This is a genomic window from Rhizobium sp. RHZ02 (assembly GCF_014851575.1).
Classification (GTDB): domain Bacteria; phylum Pseudomonadota; class Alphaproteobacteria; order Rhizobiales; family Rhizobiaceae; genus Rhizobium; species Rhizobium altiplani.
On sequence record NZ_JACUZX010000012.1, the window covers coordinates 15,617 to 35,514 of the forward strand.

Here is a 19,898-nt window from a genome sequence, read left to right on the forward strand (position 1 = left end):
CTCCTCGGTTGAACGAACTAGTAGAGGGTGCGGGCAAGCCGATCGGCTTCCGCATCGAGATTTATGTCGCGATCGCCGGTCACCAGCGCATAAGCCACTTCGCCGATCTGCCAGTAGGCTGCTTCGGCCTTGTCGAGGGCGACATGCTTTACGGATTGCACGGCAAATGCACCCGGCCGGACGGCAAAAAGCGAGATCTGCTTGTCCTCAGGCGTCTTGATCGCCATTTCGACGCTCGGACCGAATTCGGATGGGAAGATCTGTACGTCGGAGATCTTCCAGTTCTCGGGCAATTGCGGCATGACGATCGCAGTTGCTGCGCGAATGTCCTCGGCCTTGTAGCTCGCGACGGGCTGAGACGGCACGGACTGGCGAAGCAGCGCCGTCTGATAGGCACGCACCGCATCTTCGACATAGGCCGGCGCCGGCACAGAGGCGGCTACTTCGGTTGCCGTAAACGCGCCGAAGGAAGTGTGCGCGACCCAGCCTGCGGCGATGAGAACGGCGACAGCCGCAATCCGCTGCATCGAATGGAAGATCCGGCCATAGGTGAGGCCGCGCTCCAGGCGTCGAGCAGCGTCGCGCGTTTCCGGGCGGCCGAAGGCGTTTTCGCTGGCAAGCGCAAGGCGCAACTCGCCCCTCATGCTGAGGTCAGCCATGACCTTGGCGGCAATCGCGGGGTTTTCTGACAGGAAGGATTCCACCTGAATGCGGCGCGCCACGTCGAGTTCGCCGTCGACATAAGCATCGAGATCAGCGTCGACGATAGGATCAATTGCCTTCATTGCCGTTCCCTCCGATTAGTCTCAGGTGTACCGCGCGCGGTGTCTTCTCCTCGAACTCGCGAAGCTGGGCACGGGCGCGTGATATGCGCGACATCAAGGTGCCGATCGGTATGCCGAGGGCCGCTGCCGCCTCCTGGTAGGAAAGGTCCTCGATCGCAACGAGATGCAGTGCCTCTCGCTGCTCTTCCGGAAGATGGAAGAACGCGCCCCGCACCTGCTGGAGGCGAACGGCGTGTTCCTGGCCGGCCTGCAAAGACTGTTCGGTCTCCAGCGCTGCCTCGTCGTGCCGGCGTGCCAGGGAGCGGTCCTGGCGGATGCGGTCGATATGAGCATTGTGCATGATCGACAGCAGCCACGTACGCAGGTTGCCGCCACGACGGAAACTCTGCTTTTTCTCGTAGGCGCGCATCAGCGCGTCGTGAACGAGGTCTTCCGCATCATCCGAATTGCGCACGAGCGAGCGCGCGTAGCGCCGAAGCGCCGCAAGCTGGCTTATGACATCGAATGGGCGTTCTTTCCGTTCCATGACTGAGTATACGGATGCGAGCGAGGAGTTATTCCAGCCGCCGCGAAAAAAAATTTGGACCGGTTCTTTCGCGGATCGGTAAGGAGCCGGAGGGATGGCGTCGCGATGACGCCGAGGTAAAAGACACGCAGGAGGCTGCGGGGCCTTATTCAGGCCGAGCGTCCGACAGCTCCTCAAGGATGGGGCAATCAGGCCGGTCATTGCCGTGGCATGCGTGGACCAGATGCTCCAATGTCCGGCGCAGTTCGGTAAGCTCCCGGATCTTTCGATCGATCTCCGTCAGCTTCGCCTGCGTCAGTTCCTTTACATCCGAACTCGCCCGGCTCTTGTCTTCGTAGAGTGCCAGCAACTGGCGGCATTCCTCGACGGAAAAGCCGAGGCCGCGTGACCTTTGAAGGAAGCGCAGTTTGTGAACATCGGCTTCGGCATAGTCGCGATAGCCGTTTCCGCCCCGATCGGGGCGGATCAGGCCAATATCCTCGTAATAGCGGATCGTCTTCGGAGCCAGTCCGGAGTGTTCCGATGCTTGCCCAATGTTCATGGCAATCTCCTATAGTTTGGCGAGCCGCAGTCTAAGCGCGTTGGTGATGACCGAAACGGACGACAGGCTCATGGCGGCCGCGGCAATCATCGGCGACAGCAGCAATCCAAACACCGGATAGAGCACGCCCGCCGCGAGCGGCACGCCGAGCGCGTTATAACCGAAGGCAAAGCCGAGGTTCTGGCGAATGTTGCGCATGGTGGCCATGGCAAGGCGTCTGGCGCGCACGATGCCTGTCAGATCTCCCTTGACCAGCGTCAGGCCGGCGCTCTCCATGGCCACATCTGCACCGGTGCCCATCGCGATACCCACATCGGCTGCCGCAAGCGCAGGTGCATCGTTGACGCCATCGCCGGCCATTGCGACCACGGCACCCTTGCCGCGCAATTCGTCGACCAGAGCCTTCTTGCCTTCGGGCAGGATGTCGGCGCGCACCTCGTCGATGCCGAGGCTCTTTCCAACGGCGCGCGCAGTACGCTCGTTGTCACCGGTTGCCATGATGATTTTCAGGCCGTGCTCGTGCAGCGCCTTTATCGCAGCCGCCGTGGTTGGCTTGATCCGGTCGGCAACGGCCACGAAACCGGCGAGACCTTGATCGATGACGACGAACATCACCGTCTTGCCCTCGTCGCGCAGTGACCGAACCTGCTCGGCGAGCGGCGTGACGTCCATACCGAGATCATCCATCATTGCGGCGTTGCCGAGCGCAACGACCGTCCCGCCGGTCTTGCCCACGACACCCTTGCCCGTTCGTGCTTCAAAGCCGGTGACATCGCTGAGCTCAATGCCACGCTCCCCGGCACCCGATACGATCGCCTCGGCCAGCGGATGTTCGGAACCACGCTCCAGGCTGGCGGCCAGCTGCAGGAGGCGAGCCTCTTCGATACCGCCAAGCGCGACGACATCCGTAAGCCTCGGCTTTCCCTCTGTCAGCGTGCCCGTCTTGTCGACGATCAGAGTGTCGACGCGCGCGAAGCGCTCAAGCGCTTCTGCATCCTTGATGAGAACGCCTTCCTGAGCGCCGCGCCCGGTCGCGATCATGATCGACATGGGGGTCGCAAGACCGAGCGCACATGGGCAAGCGATAATGAGCACGGCAACGGCGGCGAGCAGCGCATGCGCCATGCGCGGCTCGGGGCCAACAAGGCTCCAGACAACGAAGGCAGCGACAGCCGCGGCAACGACGGCGGGCACGAAGACGGCAGAAACGCGGTCCACCGCGCCCTGGATCGGGGCGCGCGAACGCTGTGCCTTTGCGACAAGGTCGACGATGCGCGACAGGGTCGTGTCGGCGCCAACTTTTTCTGCCACCATCACCAGGGTGCCATTCTTGTTGATGGTACCGCCGGTAACCGCGTCGCCTTTCTGTTTTTCGACCGGGATGGGTTCTCCAGTTATCATCGACTCGTCGACCGTCGACTGCCCTTCACTGACGGATCCGTCGATCGGGATGCGCTCGCCCGGGCGAACTCGCACGTGATCGCCAACCCGGACATCGTCGACCGGTACGTCGGTTTCAGAGCCGTCCTCGTTGATGCGGCGCGCGGTCTTCGGCGCAAGATCAAGCAATGCACGGATGGCCGAACCGGTTTTCTCGCGGGCCTTCAGTTCCAGAACCTGACCCACGAACACCAGAGCGACAATGACGGCGGCGGCCTCGAAATAGACAGGAACCGTGTCGCCATGGCCGCGGAAGGTGTGGGGGAAAATGCCGGGCAGGATCGCCGCCACGACACTATAAAGATACGCCGTCCCGACACCGAGGCCGATCAGGGTCCACATGTTCGGGCTGCGGTTGACAAGCGAAGCCCAGGCGCGGCGGAAGAAGGGCAGGGCGGCCCAAAGGACGACAGGTGTCGCAAGAACGAGTTCGATCCACGTCGCCTGCGGCTCTCCAATCCAGTCACGCAGCGGCAGGCCGATCATCGGCCCCATGCTGATTGCAAGCAGCGGGATCGAGAGCATACCGCTCACCCAGAGCCGGCGGGTGAAATCCACGAGTTCCGGGTTGGGACCTTCATCGACGGGTGGAATACCCATCGGTTCCAGGGCCATGCCGCACTTCGGGCAGTCGCCCGGATGATCGCTGACGACCTCGGGGTGCATCGGGCAGGTATAGAGCGTCCCTTTCGGCATCGGCTTTGCGGCGGGGCGGTTTCCGTCGCGGTAGGCGGCGGGATCGGCTTCGAACTTCGTTTTGCAGCCGGCCGAGCAGAAATAGAACCTTTCGCCCTCGTGCTTCAGGAAATGCCGGGCGTTCGCCCGATTGACGGTCATGCCGCAGACCGGATCCTTTGCTGTCAGGTAGTCTTGTGGCGCAGCCTCGAATTTTCGCAGGCAGCCGTCCGAGCAGAAATGATAGGCGTGCCCGTCATACCGGAGCGAGGGCTTGCCTGCCGCGGGATCGACCGTCATGCCGCATACAGGATCGCGCACAACGTCGTCCGCAGTGGAAGCGCCGTGCTTTTGACCATGATGCGCGTGATTGTGATTGTCGTGCGTTCGATCCATACCATTCTCCCTTGCCCTGATGCGGCATTGGATACCCTTATGATCCTTCCAGCAACTGGAAGGTCAAGGGGAAAGTTGCGCAACGACGAAAGTGGATAGAACAGCGCAATCGGACCTGCGGCCGCATTTCGACGCGCTTCTGACGCGCCTGTCGTCAGGTTGCCCGGGCGAACGGGAAACATGGCCCGAAGTAGCAGGACCTCTCAAGGCAAAGACAGCGGTTGCGAAAATTGAGGCTGCGGCGGGCGCTCCCTGATCATCGCCTCAACAAACGGCGTGAAACAAAAAGGCCTGCCGCGAGGCAGGCCTTGCATGAGATAATGGCCGATACTGAAATATGACTCGTAACAAATTCCGCATCCTGCGAGATATAACACCACACCGGCTAACGGTCGCACCTCAGGAAAAAGCAGTATCGAGGCCCGTCATTTGGTCAGGAGGTCAGTTCTTGCGAGGCTGCTCCTGATCGTCCGCCGGGCCCTCATCAGCCTGAAGGATCAGAAGAGTTCCAAGCGCTCTGGCGGACTCTCGTGGCAGGGCGTAGTGCAGCCATCCATAGCGAGGATCGCGAATGTGCAGAAGCGGTTCGCCAAGCAATGCGTCGGCTTCCGAGTACCAGCGTGGATCAAGCACGGCGTCGACCATTTGGCCACCTTCCCAGGTCTCGTCGTGCGGCGGCGGCATTTCCGCCCTGATCTGGCCGGCGCCTTCAATGAGCTTTGATACGGACTCGGTATCAAGCACGAATGCGACGGGCGGATCTGTCGGAAACGTGATCGTCAACGTCTTGAACTCGTCGTCGAGCTCCCACTGAGGTTCTTTGCTGTTGTTCATGTTCACGTCCCTGTTGATCGCACTGCGGGATGCAGACTTGGCTTGCCGACGACGCAAACAAGGAAAAGCCGACGAAGAGTGATGGGGTATCCAAGACAACCGATCGTTCTGGTATGATCCAATAGTGTCGCAACTTCCCTTTGATGGCACGTACTCCGTTGGGTGTAGCCACAGGCAAGTACATTCCGTGGCCCTGCGCGCTCGTATTGCCACGCTCTGCGCCAACCAGCATCGGCCGGTCAAAGCTGATGGGGTCGCATCTCTAGGCTGGCGCACTGATACCGAAGGGTCCGAGTGGGAAGAGACTTCGTAAGTCACATGTTTCGGGCTTTATTTTACGACTGCTTCATTACTTACGAAAACGGCAGCTTCCTTCGCGCGATCTGACGGTCCATCGACGTTTCAGTCGATTGGTTCACCGACTTCATCTCATGCTCGTCTGCATATCTGCCTGCAGCTGCCGCAGCGCGCTCAATCGCCTCTGAAGGGTCTCAACATTCCAAAATCTGCGTTGATTTGAGGACTTGCCGCGGTTTGGCCCGTATTGGCGCGTTTCTTGTTCGCGGATGATGCCGCTCTTTTTGAAGCTGTCCGCACGCGATCAATGCCTCTGAGAATGGCCAACATGTGCTTGGCTTCCTCCGCATCCATCGCAGACAGCGGGATACCGTCCAGGCGCGCCGGCTCGTGCGTCGCCCGATCGATGATAGACCAGCCTGAGTCTTCAGTGCGGAGACTATATTCCTCAGCCATCGACAATCCCCATTTGTAGACACCTGCATTCTGAACGTGTGGGGTGGAACGCGCTACTTCCCAAATTGGCCGATTTTATCGCTCAAAAGTTGTACATTCAGATGTAGTAATATTGAAAAAAAGAGAACATCTCCCGTGGCGCCGCCATGCTCGAAGCCGGAATTCTCCATCCAGTTGGCAAAAACACCTGTTGGTGCAATGAAATGCATGGTTTAGCCGACCAACCCGACTGGATACAGCCGGAGCACTTCGCTATCCTGAGTACATGCTACTCGACCGACTCCTGAAGATCGCCGCTTGGTTGTCGCTTGCCGCCATCCTGTTTGTGACTGTTTCGCCGATCGATCTGCGACCGCACGACGTCATGTCCGTGCGCGATGATCGAGCGCTCGCCTTCACGACAATGGCTTTCCTGTTCGTCGTAGCCTATCCCCGCCGTTTTTGGGTTTGCGCTGTCCTGGTCGTATTCGGAGCGGCCGCAATAGAGTTCCTTCAGTATCTTTCACCAACCCGGCATGCGCGGCTTGAGGACGCTGCTGTAAAGGCTGTCGGTGCAGCGATTGGCGTGGGCCTGGGGTTTGCGGCAAACTGGGTCCTCCGGCGGCGGGCGGACTAAATTAGTCTCACGAACCGAGATGGGCACCAGATTGTTCGGCGAACCACGCATGCGCCGTCAACGCGTTCTGGATTCGGCATACCTGGAGAAAATATGACTGATCGCTGCAGACGATCAATCGATGAAGACGCCGACGCTTGCGGCCCGGCCCATGGCGTCGATCACTGTGAGCTTTGAGTAGCCGCCGCCGTCCGGCATCCACTGATTGGTGCGGCGCCGGGAAATATCGGGCAAAGGCTTGCCGTTGACGAGCCAGCGATAAGGAGGCCTCCCACCTTGCAGCTTCAGCAACAACGGCGAGAGATCGCCTCTCTTCGCCCCAAGGTCGACATGTGCGCCCTCCGGTGGATAGACGATCTGTGGCGCCGGTTCACGGCCTGTTGACGCCAAAAGGCCGCTTGGATTGATGGCAAAGCGACGCTGGCTGATCGGTAGTTCGGCCTGGGCGATCCGTATTGCTCCCAAGGGCGGGCGCGGGAGGGGCGTCGTCGCAATCCCTGACTTTGCGAAACCTTCAAACAGAATCGGCGCGGCGGTGCCGTAACCCGTCAAGCCCGGGACAGCGCTGTTGTCGGGGCGCCCGACCCAGACGCCGAGCACGTAGCGGCCATCATAGCCAACGGACCAGGCGTCGCGATAGCCGTAGCTGGTGCCGGTCTTGTAGGCGATCCCGCGTTTCGGAGCGCCGGCCGGTGGAATGACGCCCGAGAGGATATCGGCGACATTCCAGACCGCCACCGGATCAAGCATGCCCTCGCCATCGATCTTGCCGGGGCGGTCGTTGACGCCATCGCCGATGCGGACCGGCTGGCCACGATTGGCAAGCGCGGTGTAGAGCTGGACGAGATCCTTCAACGTGATGCCGAGGCCGCCGAGACCGATTGCCAGGCCGGGTGTTTCGTCCGGGGGCAGGAGGGGACGCACTTCGGCGCGACGAAAGCGGATCAGCAGCTTGGCCGGATTGACGGCATCGAGCAGCTTCACCGCCGGGACGTTCAGCGACAGCTGCAGCGCCTCGCGCACCGTGACGTCGCCCTGATAGCTCATATCGAAATTCCGCGGCCTGTAGCCGAAGAAATCTGCGGGGCGGTCCTCGATGATCGTCTCCTGGCTGACAAGGCCTTCTTCGAATGCGAGGCCATAGATGAATGGCTTCAGCGTCGAGCCTGGCGAACGGCTGGCGCGCGTCATGTCGATCCAGCCTGAACGGCTGGCATCGAAGTAGTCGGCCGAGCCAACCTCGCCGAGAATGTCGCCCGTTTGTGCATCGGCCATGACCATGGCAATTGACAGCTTCGGACCCAGTTTCAAGGCGGAGGCACGGGCAACGGCCTCCAATCCTGCTTGCACCTGTTTCTTCAGGGTCGTCTCGTATTGCCGTGCTTTCGGATCCTTGCGTCGTGCCGCTTCGGCAACATGCGCTGCAAGCGCCGGAAGCTGCATGCGTTGAGACGGCACCGGCACGATTTCGGCACGCGCCGCCTCACCCTCGCCGACAGCCTCGCCGACAGCGACACGCTCGAGCACCCGTTTGCGCGCCACCTCGGCTGTCGCGAGGTTGCGGTCCGGCCGACGCTTTTCAGGCAGCTGTGGTAGCGCGACGAGGAGAGCGGCTTCCGCGACCGTCAGCCGCCGCGGCTCCTTGCCGAAATAGGCGAGGCTCGCAGCCCGTACACCCTCGAGATTGCCGCCATAGGGTGCATGCGTGAGATAGAGATCGAGGATCTGCGCCTTGGATAGCCGCCGCTCGATCTGGATGGCGCGAGCCATCTGCAGGAGCTTTGCCGACAGCGAGCGGCCCTGACGCGGCTCGATCACCCGGGCAACCTGCATCGACAGCGTCGATGCACCGGAGACGATGCGGCCATTGGTAACGAACTGCAGGGCGGCACGTGCCATTGCCTGAAGATCGACACCGGCATGGCTGTAAAAACGCCGGTCCTCGTAGGCGATCAGCATCTTGAGGAATTGTGGATCGACATCGGCGGCTGTGGTTTTCAGACGCCAGAGGCCTTCAGGCGTTGCAAAGGCACGCAGCAACTGACCATCCGCATCGACCACTTCCGCGGAGACCGTTTCCGCCTTGTCGAGCGGCGGCGGATAGGCCCGGTCGGCGATGTCAAGCAAGACCAACCCGGTGCCGGCAAGGATGATCCCGGCAGCGCTTCCGATCGCGAGCTTCCTTGCAAGTCTCATTTCGACGCTGCGGTGACCTCCATCTTGCCAGTCGCGGTGCGTGCGGAGAGCTGCGGTCGATACATGTCCTCGACGACGGCGGCCGGATGATCGTAGATGCCGGGGGTCACGGCGCGCACGACATAGGCGACATTGATTTCGCGATTGTCGTCCGCCGACCGATTGAACGCGGCCACGAAGCGGTCATTGCGGAATTCGGTGTGGGCCGCCATCACCTCGCCGATCCAGTCGAAGTTCGTCAGTTGCGCGCTGTCGACCAGGTTCGGATTGTCGATCTGGAAGCCGGCCGGAAGCAGGTCCGTCACGACGATCCGCGACGGCCAGTTGTTGCTTTCCGTGACGTGCAGCACAACGACATAGCGCTCGTTCTGCTTGGCTTCGGTCACATTCGCCTGCTCGCCATCCATCGTGTAGTAGGTGCGCTCGATGGCAAACCCGTCACCGCCGGCGGGCGGCGGCACGACAGGGGCAGCAAATGTCGTCACCACCGCCGAGACGGACTCGCCGGTCTGGTTGGTGAGCGTGAGCGCATTGCCCATCAAGGCATCCCCGGTCATCTTCGCCATGTAGGCGCCATTGTGCAGCGCGCCGTTGACGTCGATCTTGATAGAGTCATCACCGCCCTGTATGGCGCGCGCGGCAAGCAGCATCCAGGCCTGTTCCTGGGTGCTCGTGTATTTGCTGCGATTCCATTCCTTGGCGACCGCTTTGGCCAATTCCGGAACCACGGGCGGGACCGGACGGCTTTCGGCGGCAAGAGCAAGGATTGCGGCACCATCGCGCAGGATCGAGCCATAGTCCGTTCTCGAAAGATTGACGCGCGTGACCATGGACTGTTCCGACATCTGCAATGCGTCGACGAAGATGTTTTTCGATCGCGTCGCATCGCCATAGAGCGCCAGTGCCGCTGCGATATGCGCCTTTGCAAGCGGCGTCGGAAAGTCGTTGATCATCGTATCGGCATAATAGCGAAGATCGCTGATCGCGGCCTTCTTGTTGCGGGCGAGAACGTAGAGCGCATAGGCAATCTGGTCGCCCTGATCCTTGACATTGACGTCATAGCTCAGCGCGTTCTGAAGGTTCTCCAGAGCTTGCGCGAATGCACGATCCGGGACGTCGTATTTCTGCTCGCGTGCGCGGGTCAGGAAATCGGTGACATAGGAATCGAGCCAGAGGTCGCCGCTGTCAGGTCCCCAGAGACCGAAGCTCCCGGCGGACGCCTGATAGGAAAGAACGCGGTAGATTGCGTCCTGAACGCGCTTCTTGACGTCGGCGTCATCCTCCAGACCGGCCTCATGGGCAAGCTCACTCAGATAGAGCAGCGGCAGGGCACGGCTGGTCGTCTGCTCGGCGCAGCCGAATGGGTAGCGGTCGAGCGACATCAGCAGAGCCGGAATGTCGAAGGCGGCCGAACGCGTGACGCTGACGCTGACGGAGGCGCCTTGTAGAACGCTGTCTGCCAGCAATGCCTTGTCGACCGTCAGCCTGGTTGCCGGATTGAGCGCCAGGACGCGGCGTTCAGTCATCGGCAGAACTGCTGGTCGAACAGGGACGTCAACCGTCTGATCCAGCGACACGCCGGCCGCGTCAGCGAGATTGATCGAAACGCTGCCATGGCCCGGTTGCGTGCCGGTAACAGCGAGCGTCACGGCTGATCTGGCGCCGGCCTCGAGATGAACAGTCTGTGACGCCTTGCCAATGCGCACGGCATCGTTGCCGGCAACGGTCAGCTTGAAGTCGCCCGCCGGCGCGTCCGTATTGGCGATATCGAGCCGAAGCTCGGAGGTATCTCCGGGGGCAAGGAAGCCCGGCAGGCTCGCCGTCACCACGACAGGGTCACGAATGATGACGTCCTTCGTCGCATGGCCAAGGCCGGCTTTCGACCAGGCGACTGCCATCACGCGGGCAGTGCCGTTAAACTGGGGAATGTCGAAGCTGACATTCGCCTTGCCTTGGGCATCCAGCTTCACCGGACCAGAGAAGAAGGCAACCAGCTTTTGCGTCGGCGGGCTTCCCTGAAGTGCCACAGCGCCTCCGTCGCCGCCGGTTCGCAGCTTGCCGGTCGCGCCGAGCGAACCGTCGATAAGCCGTCCGTAAAGGTCTCGAATTTCGAGGCCGAGCTGGCGCTGGCCGAAATACCAGTCTTCTGGGTTCGGTGGTTCGTAGCGAGTCAGATTGAGAATGCCGACATCAACAGCCGCAACCGTCACATAGGCGTCCTCGTTGGCGCCCGCGCCGGCAACGGCAAGGGTGATCGGCAGCGGTGCGCGCGGCAGCATCTTCTCCGGCGCATCGATCGCTACCTGCAATGCTCGCTCCGCCGGATCGACCTTCAGCCATTTCACGCCGATCGCGCGCATCGGCATGTGGCTGTCCTGAGCATCGCCGGGGCGGAACAATGTCGCGGTGACATAGGCGCCAGCCCCCCAATTCGAAGTGACGGGAATATCGACTTCGCCACCGTTCTCGCCAATGGATGCGTTCTGGATGGCCACGAGGGTTTCCGTTCCGGCCGCGATCATCAATTCGCCTGCGTAGCGCGATGAGACCTTCAGCCTGGCCGTCTCGCCGATCCTGTAGCTGTCCTTGTCGAGCGCGATCTCAAGCCCGTCAGGCGTCTCCGTCGACGTTGCCTGGACGAACCATCCCGCATCGAACTCCACGCTTGAAGCAGGGCCGTCGGTCTGCGTGCTTTCAACCTCGAGGCGGTAGCGCCCCCAGGCGACGGGAGACGATATCTTCGCTCCGTCCAGGGACGCATCGAGATTGCCGTTGGCGACCTGCTCGGCGGTATAGATCGGCTCGTATTTCCAGGCGGTACCGTCGCGATACCATTGATAATCGCGGTTCAGCTTGTAGAGTTTCCAGCGCAGGCCGCTCATCGCCTGCTTCGCCCCGTCTTCATCAACGCCGATAACGGTGAAGTTCGCGATCGAATTCTCGCCAAGGTCGCCGGAGAATTCCGGCTTGATGCCGATCATCGGGCTTTGGTTTTTGACGGGAAGCACGAGCGAACGCTCGATGGCGCGGCCACCGGCTTCCTGCATGCGGATATAGACCGTGGCGTTCAGAAGCTGCGTCGTCGCCGGCAGATCGCCGACAGTCAGGTCGGTGATACCTTCGCCATCTTCGTCGAGGTCGGGCAGGCCTTCTATGGTCTGGCGCGTCTCTTCGCTGGCTTCCTCGTCGGCAAGGCCAAAGAAGTAGCCGGGGAAGGCGGCCGCCTCGCGGGTCGGCTTGATCACGACATCGCCTTCGAGCGACAACCCTGCAGCAGGTGCGCCATAGAGATACTTGCCTGATATATTGATTGTCGCTGACGTCTCCGGACCGATAACCTTCGCCTCTGTCTTGATCTCCATGTCGGTGCGATCCGGCACGAAGTCATCGACCAGGAAGGTTTTTGTCGCGATCGGCGAGCCTTTTGGGTCGGTGTGAATGTTCATCGTCCAGGTGCCGCGCATGGCATTTTCCTGAACGGGCAGGTCGATCGCATAGCCGCCGACATGGCTGGTCTGGCTGACGACGCGGCGGTCCTCGACACCATCGGGGCGCAGAAAAATGAAGGTCAGCGGCAGGTTCTCGATGGCCTGGCCATCGGTATCGCGGGCAAGGGCGGCAGCGTGGACCATTTCCCCGGCCCGGTAGATGCCGCGCTCCGTCCAGCTCAAGACATCGATGGCGCCAGGAGAAGCACGCCCTGTGACGCCGCGATCGGAGAGATCAAAGCCCGCGCGCGTCATGTCGAGGAAGACATAGTCGGTATCCCCCTTCCTGGCGGTGATGACAGCAGGTGTCAGGGCAGCCGTCGCACGCATCAGACCGGCGGTGAATGTCGCCCGACCGTTCTCATCGGTCGTTGCAGTGCCGAGTACTTCATTGTTCTTCGCCAGAAGCTGGAGCTCAACGCCAGCGATCGGCTTTGCCGAGGCGAGCGAGCGGGTAAAGACGTTGAGGCCATCGGTACCCGCGTATGTCGTGATCCCGATATCGGAAACCACGAACCATTGTGTCGCCTGCGCATTCCAATCCTGGTCCGGGGCGTTCGGCGCCGTTGCCGTCAGAACATAGACGCCAGGCTTGCGCTCGGGCAGCGCCTCATCCACCGGGAAGCTGGTGACGACATCCTTGTTGAGGTCGTTGGTCATCTCGATCGAGCCTTGCCAGACCAGTTCGCCGTTCTCGTCTTCGATGCGCTGTGCGCTGTATCCGTCGAGCTGGGTCAGGAATTGCGAGCTCGTCAAAAGCGGAGCGATGCCGCGATCGCCGATACGATAGAGCTTCAGATTGGCGGAAGGCATGTTGACGGAAACGATCGGGATCCCGCGGCGGGCCGTCGACGGCAGAACGAAGCTGTCGCCAGTGAAGCGTACGCTGGCCGTGCGGTCCTTGACGTAGATATCAAGGCTGACAGGGGCCTCAAGCACTTCGTCGACCGAAGAGGGCAGGCCGGTGCGGAACGTGATCTTGTAATTTTCACCGTGGGTCAGGCCCTCGACACAGACCTGCTTGTCCTTGGTCTCGAGCGCCTTGGGGGCTGCACCGTTCAGCGTCACGAAGGGCGTATAGTCCTGCGTCTTGACCAGGGTTTCGGAGAATGTCGCGCAGATACGGGGATTTGCACTATCGGCATCGACAGTATGCTCGGTGATGCGAAATCCCTGCGTCGATTTTAGCTGCAGGAAGGCCGCCTGGACCTCCTTCGAGTTCACGAGCGCCAGGCTTGCCTTGTAGGCATTGAGTGCGGCGCGATAGTTGGTGTTCTTTTCGAGCGCGGCGGCAAGCACGGAGAGCGCCTCGGCACGGACCGAGGCTGTTCGCGTCAACTCGTAGCCATTGACCGCGTCCAGTACAGCCTGTCCGTAGATCTCGCTGCCATCGTTGTCGTCGGTCTTGGTAAAGCTGTCACCGGCGCGCGCCGTTTCCAGCCAAAGATCGGCATTGTCGGGGGAAAGTGCGAGCGCACTTCGGAAGGATTTCACGGCATCAATGACATTGCCTGCCGTCAGGTCGAGACGGCCGTTGGCGATCAGGCTGTCGGCGCTCTGGCCCTGCTGGTCGTCGGCCACTTCAAGATTGGCCTTGTTATCGCGCGCCTGCTCTCTCACATCTCCGGAGAGAAAGCCGAGCCGGGGGGCGGCCCCGATATCCGGCTCCGGCTTTGCGGCGGCAGTCTCGACGATCTTGCCGGCGATAGCGCCCGGGAAGGCGTTCATCGTCTTGAAGTCCGACTTCAGGAAGCACCACTTCACCTTCGGATTATAGGTGAAGGCCTTGCAGGACTTGTCGCCGATGCAGGATGTCTTGCATTGATCCAGCGTAAGGTTCTGTTCGGTCCGCAGATCGAAGCCGAAGTAATCGGCGTCCTGGATTGTCTGGATTTCGCGTTTTACGTCTGCCGCAAATGCCGGAAGGCTTGGAGTGATTGAGGCGAGAGCAACTGCGGCTATGGCGAAAAACGCGCGTACAGACATAGGTCCCCCCAAGGTGACTGGCGCTGGTCCAGAGTGCACTCTCCGCACTCCACAACCGGTTGTCAACTTGGCCAGAGCGTTGTTTCGGAATGAACCAAGAGTGGGCGAGGACAGTTGGGGACGCTGCTATACATGGTTACCATCCGAGTGGCCCATGAATTCCCAATCAGCCACTTCTGCTCGCTCCCCACATTTGTCGTTAACGGTTTGTTACCGTTAACAGCGATCTATTGGCGAACGAATCCACCTCAGCGCGGAACATATTGTCCTCAATGCCGTTATCCGCTCGCCAACATGCAGTTGAGCGTAATCAGTGTTGCAAAATAAGCAGAAACAAGGGGCAATCATGGGCAGCGATGTCGGAACACAACGCCGGACAGGCGGCGCCCCGCGTGAAAGCGTCTTGATCGTTGACGATGACTTTCTCGTTGCGCTGGATCTTGAAACAACAGTCAGGGACATGGGGCTCGATGTCGTCGGTGTCGCAACCGACAGAAGGCAGGCTTTCTCACTAGCCCCACAGGCCGACATCGCCTTTGTCGACGTCAACTTGGCTGACGGCGCGACTGGCCCAGAGATTGGTCAACGGCTCGTCGATGATTTTGGCATAACGGTGGTCTTCATGACCAGCAACCCCGCGGCGGTCGTTGGCCGTGTTCACGGAGCGCTGGGTGTGGTCAGCAAGCCGGCAACGCCATCGATCGTGCAGAACTCTCTGCGTCATGCGCTTGATGCGCGCCGGAGTGCGTGAGGACGCTGTAAATCGAAAAATGCGCGATATCCGCCAGCTATCCGTGTCGCCATGCGGCCAGAGCTATACCGTCTGAACGTCCAGCTGATCCACCGCTGCAATCACGCCTCGGAGCTCCGCCAGGCCCTTCAGCCGGCCGATGCAGGAATAGCCCGCGTTGACCTTCTTTGTCTGGTCGTCGATCAGAAGATGGCCATGGTCGGGGCGCATCGGAATGACGCTGTCTGCTCTTCCGAACGCCACCCGGCGGCGCTCCTCGCGACGCAGCACGGAAATGAGCGAGACCATGTTGACGTCACCGCCCAGGTGCTCGGATTCGATGAAGGAGCCGTCCGGTTCCTTGCTGACATTTCGCAGATGCGCGAAGTGGATGCGCTCGGCAAAGCGGCTCGCCATGCCGACGACGTCGTTGCCGTGGCGCGAGGCGTAGGATCCGGCACAGAGGGTTATGCCGTTGGCAGTGTGATTGACCGCTGCAAGGATGGTCTCGATATCTTCCGACGTCGAGACGACACGCGGCAACCCGAACAGCGAGAAGGGCGGGTCGTCCGGGTGAATTGCGAGACGTACGTTGTTTTCGACGGCTACCGGCACGACCTCTTTTAGAAACTCGACCAGATTGCTGCGCATGTCGTCGTCCGAGAGCTCGTCGAATGCCGCGATATGCCCGCGGATGGTTTCCCGCGTGTGGCTGTCCTCGCCGCCGGGAAGGCCGGCAATAATATTCCTCTCGAGGGTATCCACATCCTCCTCGCTCATGCCTGCCAATCGCTGGCGCGCCGCTTCAACGAGCGGAGCGTTGTAGCTCTCTTCGGCCGCAGTACGCTTCAAGACAAAGACGTCGTAGGCGATGAAATCGATCATATCGAAGCGAAGCGCCAAGCCGCCAACGGGCGTCGGGTAGAGCAGGTTGGTGCGCGTCCAGTCCACCACAGGCATGAAATTGTAGCAGACCACAGGCACGCCGCCTTTGCCGAGATTGGCAAGACTCTGCTTCCACGCATCGACATAACGGCGCCAGTTTTCGTTTCGCAGTTTGATCGCCGAATTGACAGGGATCGACTCGCACACCGACCAGATTATGCCGGCATTTCTTACCAGGGCCATGCGTTCGGAAACGTCGTCTGGCGTCCAGACCCGGCCGTCGTAGATATGGTGGAGCGCGGTTACGATGCCGTGCGCACCGGCCTGACGGGCATGGGACAATGTGACAGGATCCTGCGGTCCGAACCAGCGCCAACTTTCCAGCATCACAGACGACCTCCCTAATATGTTGGACAATTAAGCGCACTTTATTTGATCTTCGCAAGCCAAAAGCGACGATTGCCAAAATAAGGCCAACATAATAGATTTTCCGGAGAACGGAGCTTTTCACTGTGCAGTTCAGCAATCGCGCCTCGGCGGTAGATGATGTCGTCCGACAAATCCGCGGTCTCATCCGCGAGCGGGGGCTTGGTGTGGGCGACGTCCTGCCGAGCGAAGTCGAGCTGGCCGCGATGTTCGATTCCAGCCGAAATACGGTGCGCGAAGCCTTCCGTACGTTGAAGGCGTACGGCGTCGCCGAATCCAGGCAGAAGGTCGGCGCCGTGCTGACTGACCAGCATCAAAATGCCATGCGCGATCTCTTTTCCTTTGCCATGGAGATTTCGGTCGATGCCTTCCGCGATATCCAGGGCTATCGGCGACTGACGGAAATGAACCTGTTCGATCTGCTTGCTGACCGTCTGACCGATCAGGCTCTTGCCGAGATGGAAGCAGCCAACGCAGCCATTCTGACAGCGGAAGACGCCGAGCGTGCCTCCGAGCTCGATTTCCAGTTTCACCGGCTGCTGGTGGACGCGGCCGGTAATCGTACATTGTCGGAAACCTATGGAATGCTGAAACCTGTCGTAAAGCGATTGATGCTCGCAGGAAAATCGCAACGACTGACTTTGGAGACGGTTGTAGCCGAGCACGGCGATATTCTGCAGGCCCTGCGCTATCGCGATCGGATTGCCTTTGTCTATCACATGGATCGGCATCTCAGCGCCGGTCTTGAGTTCATTTCTGAATGAGCATGCCGAACAGTGGGAGAGGCTGATGGGAGAATATGCCGGCAAGATCGCAATCGTTACCGGGACAACCGGAATCGGACGCGCGATCGCATTGCATCTGGCGCGCGAGGGCGCGGCCGTTGCCTGCCTTGGCATCGATGAAGAGGCGAACACCAAGCTTGCGGAGATCGGTGCGGAGGACGGTCTGGCCCTGCGCGTTATCCGAACGGATGTTTCCAACCCCGCAAACGTGGCTGACGCCTTTGCTGAAGCCGTCGCAAGATTCGGTGGTGTGGATATCATCGTCAATTCGGCGGCGGTGCACCCTTACGGCAATGCCACCGATACACCCTTCGAGACGTTCATGCGCAGCATGGCGGTGAATGTCGGCTCAATCCATCTGACGGCCGAGCATGGCGTGCCGGAAATGCGCAAGCGCGGCGGCGGCGCGATCATCAACATTTCAAGTGTGCAAGGCTTTGCCTGCCAGCCGGGTGTTTCTGCCTATGTCGCTTCGAAAGGGGCGATACACGCATTGACGCGGGCGATGGCGATCGACTTTGCGGCAGACAATATACGCGTGGTGTCGATCAGCCCCGGTTCGGTGCGCACACCGATCCTGGAGCTGGCGGCACGCACATTCGAAGGAGAGGATGCCGATATCGATGCGGTGTTTCGGCGTTTCGGAAGGGCGCACCCGCTTGGCCGCATTGCCGAACCCGAAGAGGTGGCCGCACTCGCGGCCTTCCTGGCGTCGGACAAGGCTGCGTTCATTACCGGATCGGATCACCGTATCGATGGAGGCCTGACGGCCGGTATCGGGGTGCGCTGAGGGCCATGTCCGGCCCTTTGGCCGGGCAGTCGCTTTGCTAGATGAGACCGGTAAACAGCCCGATGCCCGCGAGTGCGGCAATGCCGCCAGCCGAGCGCATGACGATTGCTCCTTGCTGCTCGCTGATCTTGCCGATCAGGTAGCCAATGGTGATGCCGGCAACGTGAAGCACTGAGGTTGCCAGCATGAAGCCTGCTGCATAGGCAATGGCGGCGGCAGCCACGGGCATTTCGGAGCCGTGCGCATGTCCGTGAAAGATAGCAAAAAGGCCGACGACACCGGCTGCGATGGCAGCGGGAGCGCGGATGCCCAGCGCGACGACGGCGCCGAGGACGACCACGGAAAACGCAATGCCGGCTTCGACAAATGGAACGGAAATTCCCATCATCCCGAGTGCGCCGCCGATCGCCATCACCGAGATAAAGGTGGTCGGCACAAGCCACAGCGCACGGCCGCCGAGCTGCCAGGCGAGAACGCCGACGAGGATCATCGCAAGAACGTGATCGAGCCCGGAGACGGGATGGGTGAAGCCGTGGGCGAACCCAACTGTTTGGCCAACGCCGGTGTGGGCGAAGGCGAGCGATGGAGCAAGGACGCAAACCGCGAGCGCGGCGTTAAATCTGGAAATCTTTGAAAACATGGGAGGCCCCTACTATGTGCACGTTGTCCAGAAAATGGCACGTGGGATCAGGGGGATAAAGCAAAAAGATCAGCGACACCGTCATTTGACGTAGTTCAGCATCGACCGCTCAAGTCGGCTGCAGCATGCCAAACACGGCGACTAGCCCAAGCACTGCAAACCCCAGGACTATTTCGGCGCCAGTCGCCCACTTGAGGGGCTCGAGCGACGGGTTGCGAGCAAGCCTTGGAACAAGAAGGTAGCGATTGCCGATCGCAAGCGCGATCAGCGCGAACACAATCAGGATCTTGATGCTTAGCAGAAGCTGATACTCGAGCTGCCAGTCGAGCGGGACAGATCCGACGATCAGTGCTGTATTGATGATGCCGGTCGTGATGACGAGTGCCACGGCAACATGACCCGCGGTTGAAAACCGCATCAACGCCGTCCGTGCGTCCTTCTGGTATCGGCTATCTCTCAACAACGGCAAGGTGACGACGATGGGGACCAAAGCGCCGAGCCAAGCGCCACCCGACAGGAGATGAACACCGTCGTTGAGGCGATGCATCATGCGTAACCATCCACTGTGCATCGCGGCATGGCCACTGAGCGTGAGGCTCATGAGCAGCAACCCGGCGCTCGTCGCGCGGGCACCGTGTCTGAAACGGCCCGTTACCAGGCAAGAGACGATCAAAAGACCGGCGGCGCAAGCCTGGGCAATCCAGGCCTGCCCGACATTGGTCCCTGTAAGGACGGAGGATAGCGTTTGCGGCGCGAACGCGTCGGCCCAGCCCTCGCCGATCGCAGCCGCTCGCAGCGGGAGCAGGGAGGTAGTCGTGCCGATAATCAGAAGCGTTGAGAGGGCAAAGCAATGACGGAGCCGTCGGCTCACCTGTGCCGCCACATCTGCTGGCGCAATCCAGCAGATGTAGGCTGATGCGCCCCACAAAAATATGGCGGAACCATAGAACAGGAAGCGGCACAGGACGAGCGCGGCGTCTGGTGTCACGGCTTGACCGTGAAGCCGTATGCGCCCTTGGTCTTATGGCCGTCTGTCGAAAGAACGTGCCATTCCACTTCATAGGCGCCGGGATCGAGCTTTTCCGGAAGAGGAACCATCAGGGTCTTTCCTTCATCCATCAGCATGGCGTCACCGGTCTTCACTGAAGCCTTGTCCGGGCCGATGATTTTCGCGCCGGAGAATTTAAGATCCAGTTCTTCGGAAAAGTGCAGGTCGAGCTCGTCGGGAGAGACTGCGACCGTTGCCTTGTCGGCGGGCACGCTCTTGGTCAGATGAGCATGTGCAAAGGCCTGCCCGGCAAAGACGACGAGTGCAATCGCCGACAGTGCGGCAAAGCGTGAATGTTTAGGCATGTTTCTATCTCATATTCTGGTCACGGTTCTGATGCGGTAGCGCATGCGAGCCT

Annotated in this window: 16 protein-coding genes; 4 read left to right on the top strand and 12 right to left on the bottom strand. The window is 60.6% G+C overall.

What is annotated here, in order from left to right; genetic code table 11:
* Positions 1-17 precede the first annotated feature (17 nt).
* The 6 genes from IB244_RS18015 to IB244_RS18040 form a co-directional block, all read right to left on the bottom strand.
* Positions 18-785 carry an anti-sigma factor family protein gene (locus IB244_RS18015; RefSeq protein ID WP_025660500.1) on the bottom strand — a complete coding sequence of 256 codons (768 nt, stop codon included), beginning with the start codon at positions 783-785 and terminating at the stop codon, positions 18-20.
* Complete coding sequence (locus IB244_RS18020; protein ID WP_192304988.1) at positions 772-1,311, bottom strand: sigma-70 family RNA polymerase sigma factor; 540 nt, start codon at positions 1,309-1,311, stop codon at positions 772-774. The genes IB244_RS18015 and IB244_RS18020 overlap by 14 nt, the downstream gene beginning before the upstream one ends.
* Before the next feature lie 145 nt (positions 1,312-1,456).
* Positions 1,457-1,852 carry a Cu(I)-responsive transcriptional regulator gene (cueR, locus tag IB244_RS18025; RefSeq protein ID WP_018856710.1) on the bottom strand — a complete coding sequence of 132 codons (396 nt, stop codon included), beginning with the start codon at positions 1,850-1,852 and terminating at the stop codon, positions 1,457-1,459.
* A 9-nt stretch (positions 1,853-1,861) separates the two neighbouring features.
* Complete coding sequence (locus IB244_RS18030; protein ID WP_192304990.1) at positions 1,862-4,363, bottom strand: heavy metal translocating P-type ATPase; 2,502 nt, start codon at positions 4,361-4,363, stop codon at positions 1,862-1,864.
* Positions 4,364-4,804: 441 nt separating this feature from the next.
* Entirely contained in the window at positions 4,805-5,197 is a 393-nt protein-coding gene (locus IB244_RS18035; RefSeq protein ID WP_192304992.1) for a hypothetical protein, read from the bottom strand.
* A gap of 471 nt (positions 5,198-5,668) precedes the next feature.
* Positions 5,669-5,950 (bottom strand): hypothetical protein, encoded by a 282-nt coding sequence (locus IB244_RS18040; RefSeq protein ID WP_018856714.1) that lies wholly within the window; start codon positions 5,948-5,950, stop codon positions 5,669-5,671.
* A gap of 265 nt (positions 5,951-6,215) precedes the next feature.
* Here IB244_RS18040 and IB244_RS18045 point away from each other — a divergent pair, with 265 nt between their 5' ends.
* Complete coding sequence (locus IB244_RS18045) at positions 6,216-6,566, top strand: VanZ family protein (RefSeq protein ID WP_192304994.1); 351 nt, start codon at positions 6,216-6,218, stop codon at positions 6,564-6,566.
* A 114-nt stretch (positions 6,567-6,680) separates the two neighbouring features.
* Here the strand turns inward: IB244_RS18045 and pbpC are convergent, their stop codons facing one another.
* Both pbpC and IB244_RS18055 read right to left on the bottom strand, forming a co-directional pair.
* The gene (gene pbpC, locus IB244_RS18050) at positions 6,681-8,762 is read right to left on the bottom strand and encodes a penicillin-binding protein 1C (protein ID WP_192304996.1); all 2,082 of its coding nucleotides are present in this window, start codon (positions 8,760-8,762) and stop codon (positions 6,681-6,683) included.
* On the bottom strand, positions 8,759-14,236 hold the full coding sequence (locus IB244_RS18055; protein ID WP_192304998.1) for an alpha-2-macroglobulin family protein: 5,478 nt from the start codon (positions 14,234-14,236) through the stop codon (positions 8,759-8,761). The genes pbpC and IB244_RS18055 overlap by 4 nt, the downstream gene beginning before the upstream one ends.
* 346 nt (positions 14,237-14,582) lie before the next feature.
* Between IB244_RS18055 and IB244_RS18060 the strand changes: the two genes are divergently transcribed.
* Complete coding sequence (locus IB244_RS18060; protein ID WP_192305000.1) at positions 14,583-14,987, top strand: response regulator; 405 nt, start codon at positions 14,583-14,585, stop codon at positions 14,985-14,987.
* Positions 14,988-15,050: 63 nt separating this feature from the next.
* Here IB244_RS18060 and uxuA read toward each other — a convergent pair whose 3' ends face one another.
* Positions 15,051-16,238, bottom strand: coding sequence for a mannonate dehydratase (gene uxuA, locus IB244_RS18065; RefSeq protein WP_192305002.1), 1,188 nt, complete (start codon positions 16,236-16,238; stop codon positions 15,051-15,053).
* A 125-nt stretch (positions 16,239-16,363) separates the two neighbouring features.
* Between uxuA and IB244_RS32910 the strand changes: the two genes are divergently transcribed.
* Together IB244_RS32910 and IB244_RS18075 are read left to right on the top strand one after the other, a co-directional pair.
* Positions 16,364-17,041 (top strand): FadR/GntR family transcriptional regulator, encoded by a 678-nt coding sequence (locus IB244_RS32910; RefSeq protein WP_192305004.1) that lies wholly within the window; start codon positions 16,364-16,366, stop codon positions 17,039-17,041.
* 25 nt (positions 17,042-17,066) lie between these two features.
* Positions 17,067-17,852: an SDR family NAD(P)-dependent oxidoreductase gene (locus tag IB244_RS18075; RefSeq protein WP_192305006.1), complete on the top strand. Its 786-nt coding sequence runs from the start codon at positions 17,067-17,069 to the stop codon at positions 17,850-17,852.
* Between the two features lie 37 nt (positions 17,853-17,889).
* Here IB244_RS18075 and IB244_RS18080 read toward each other — a convergent pair whose 3' ends face one another.
* From IB244_RS18080 to copC, 3 genes are all read right to left on the bottom strand, one after another.
* Entirely contained in the window at positions 17,890-18,492 is a 603-nt protein-coding gene (locus tag IB244_RS18080; protein WP_192305008.1) for a HupE/UreJ family protein, read from the bottom strand.
* Between the two features lie 109 nt (positions 18,493-18,601).
* A complete protein-coding gene (copD, locus tag IB244_RS18085; protein WP_192305010.1) occupies positions 18,602-19,480 on the bottom strand; it encodes a copper homeostasis membrane protein CopD in 879 nt (292 codons plus the stop codon).
* Positions 19,477-19,845, bottom strand: a complete 369-nt coding sequence (copC, locus tag IB244_RS18090; RefSeq protein WP_192305012.1) for a copper homeostasis periplasmic binding protein CopC — start codon at positions 19,843-19,845, stop codon at positions 19,477-19,479. Before copC ends, copD begins: the two co-directional genes overlap by 4 nt.
* Positions 19,846-19,898 lie beyond the last annotated feature (53 nt).

Excerpts from the sequence above, each read along its gene's own strand:
- IB244_RS18015 (WP_025660500.1), bottom strand. The coding sequence starts at position 785 with ATGAAGGCAATTGATCCTATCGTCGACGCTGATCTCGATGCTTATGTC.
- IB244_RS18020 (WP_192304988.1), bottom strand. The coding sequence starts at position 1,311 with ATGGAACGGAAAGAACGCCCATTCGATGTCATAAGCCAGCTTGCGGCG.
- cueR (WP_018856710.1), bottom strand. The coding sequence starts at position 1,852 with ATGAACATTGGGCAAGCATCGGAACACTCCGGACTGGCTCCGAAGACG.
- IB244_RS18030 (WP_192304990.1), bottom strand. The coding sequence starts at position 4,363 with ATGGATCGAACGCACGACAATCACAATCACGCGCATCATGGTCAAAAG.
- IB244_RS18035 (WP_192304992.1), bottom strand. The coding sequence starts at position 5,197 with ATGAACAACAGCAAAGAACCTCAGTGGGAGCTCGACGACGAGTTCAAG.
- IB244_RS18040 (WP_018856714.1), bottom strand. The coding sequence starts at position 5,950 with ATGGCTGAGGAATATAGTCTCCGCACTGAAGACTCAGGCTGGTCTATC.
- IB244_RS18045 (WP_192304994.1), top strand. The coding sequence starts at position 6,216 with ATGCTACTCGACCGACTCCTGAAGATCGCCGCTTGGTTGTCGCTTGCC.
- pbpC (WP_192304996.1), bottom strand. The coding sequence starts at position 8,762 with ATGAGACTTGCAAGGAAGCTCGCGATCGGAAGCGCTGCCGGGATCATC.
- IB244_RS18055 (WP_192304998.1), bottom strand. The coding sequence starts at position 14,236 with ATGTCTGTACGCGCGTTTTTCGCCATAGCCGCAGTTGCTCTCGCCTCA.
- IB244_RS18060 (WP_192305000.1), top strand. The coding sequence starts at position 14,583 with ATGGGCAGCGATGTCGGAACACAACGCCGGACAGGCGGCGCCCCGCGT.
- uxuA (WP_192305002.1), bottom strand. The coding sequence starts at position 16,238 with ATGCTGGAAAGTTGGCGCTGGTTCGGACCGCAGGATCCTGTCACATTG.
- IB244_RS18075 (WP_192305006.1), top strand. The coding sequence starts at position 17,067 with ATGGGAGAATATGCCGGCAAGATCGCAATCGTTACCGGGACAACCGGA.
- IB244_RS18080 (WP_192305008.1), bottom strand. The coding sequence starts at position 18,492 with ATGTTTTCAAAGATTTCCAGATTTAACGCCGCGCTCGCGGTTTGCGTC.
- copC (WP_192305012.1), bottom strand. The coding sequence starts at position 19,845 with ATGCCTAAACATTCACGCTTTGCCGCACTGTCGGCGATTGCACTCGTC.